Raw genomic sequence first — 1,595 nt, forward strand, 5'->3', positions numbered from 1 at the left:
AGATGGCTTCAACGAGCTGCGCTTCGAGGATGAACTGGGCAAGGAGGAAGTGTTCATCCATGCCCAACGGGACCAGAACAACATCGTCGGCAATGATGAGACCACGCGTGTCGGGCGTAACCGTGTCGAGCAAGTCGGCCAGGATGAGCAACTGACCATCGGCAACAACTTCCGCCAGGAAACTGCGCGTGACCATACCCAGTTCATCGGGCAAAACAGCCGTGTTGACATCAAGCAAGATCTGACTGAACAAGTGGGCAACAACCGTAGCGAGACAACGGGTGCCAACCAGCGTGTCGTCGTTGGTAACAACAGCGAGCTTGTGATCAAAGGGGCTCAATCGATCAGCGTCGGGCAGGGGGTGCAAACACGCACGACGGTCTACCAGTTGCTGGCCAGTGAACGCATCGAGTTCAGAAGCCCTGGCGGCAGCATCGTGCTGGACGCCCAGGGCATTACCATCAACGGCTTGACACTCGATCTGCAGGGGCAGACCAAGGCGGTAGCGAAGGGGGATGGCAATAGCCAGTCACTTGAGTTTACGGCTGATGGCAGTAACAAGTGCGAGGTCAAGGCATGAAGATCGAGAACCTGGCCCGCAGCCTTGAAGGGCACCATGCGGCGCATTTGCATTGCCATGTACTGATAGACCCACTAGCGGTTACGGCTAGAAGCGACCATAACTTGCTTGCTCGACTGCGCGAAACGTTGGGGGAAGCAGCATTGACGCGTGTGCACAGGGCCGATCTGGCCCATGCGCCTCACCTGCACCCGGTGTTGGCCTGCCTGGCCTCGCCCGGATCTTCTCCCCGTAGTGACTTGCTCGAGCTGACGGCTCGTGCAGCGTACAGAGGGCTGCACCGGCACCGGCGCTATTTGAGTGGCTGGCTGTTCAGCGAGGCAACACCGGCCACGGTAGCCGCCCACCTCACGGCCATGTGCCAAATACCCGATGCCAAGCGCCACTTCAACTTTTACCCAGTCTATGAACCCGTTCGCCTGGAGCTGCTCGCGGCAACGTTCAAGCAGGTCGAGCACGGCCCTTGGTGGCCGATCAACAGCTGGTTCTTCCTGAGTAGCGGTGGAAGGTTGGCCCACCTCAAAGGGCAGAACGGACCGCGGCACTCTTTGCCGGAGCCTGCCCAGCGGATTCAGGAGGATGTGGGGTTGGTCGAGCGCGTGCTGGCTGTCTGGAGAGTGTTGCGTGCGGGCTCGGAGGACGCGAGCCAGTGCCAGATACCGCCATTAGCCGCCGTGCGTGTATCCAACCATATTGACGACGCACGAGCGTTGGGCCTGAGCGCAGAGGAGGACATCACGGTTTTCGCTCTTCATCACCTGTGCATCCATCCCAAGCTGAATACCGTTGCTGCAGTGCGCAGCATGGTTGAGGCAGCCGTCAACGATCGCCGTCCTCTTGCCCCAATGCTCGCTCGTTATTCCGAGGCGCAATGGTGTCGCCTGATCGACCCCCTCCCAGTAAACGAGAGGCGCTTATGACCCTCAGTCAACGTATCGCCATTGCGACAGCCGAAGCCGGGCTCCCTTCTGATCAGTGCATGGCCTGCGAGCGGCAAGGTTTGCCGATCCTGCCA

At 59.7% G+C, this 1,595-nt stretch carries 2 protein-coding genes; both read left to right on the forward strand.

Annotated elements, in window-relative coordinates:
• A partial coding sequence (locus tag ABI582_RS28595) for a bacteriophage T4 gp5 trimerisation domain-containing protein (RefSeq protein WP_442120978.1) occupies positions 1 to 580 on the forward strand: 580 nt, incomplete at its 5' end.
• Positions 577 to 1,500 (forward strand): hypothetical protein, encoded by a 924-nt coding sequence (locus ABI582_RS28600; protein WP_442120979.1) that lies wholly within the window; start codon positions 577 to 579, stop codon positions 1,498 to 1,500. The genes ABI582_RS28595 and ABI582_RS28600, both read left to right, overlap by 4 nt.
• The last annotated feature ends 95 nt before the right edge of the window (positions 1,501 to 1,595 follow it).

The sequence above is a fragment of the Pseudomonas sp. SAS7 genome, from assembly GCF_052112345.1.
GTDB lineage: Bacteria > Pseudomonadota > Gammaproteobacteria > Pseudomonadales > Pseudomonadaceae > Aquipseudomonas > Aquipseudomonas putida_Q.

Excerpts from the sequence above, each read along its gene's own strand:
- ABI582_RS28600 (WP_442120979.1), top strand. The coding sequence starts at position 577 with ATGAAGATCGAGAACCTGGCCCGCAGCCTTGAAGGGCACCATGCGGCG.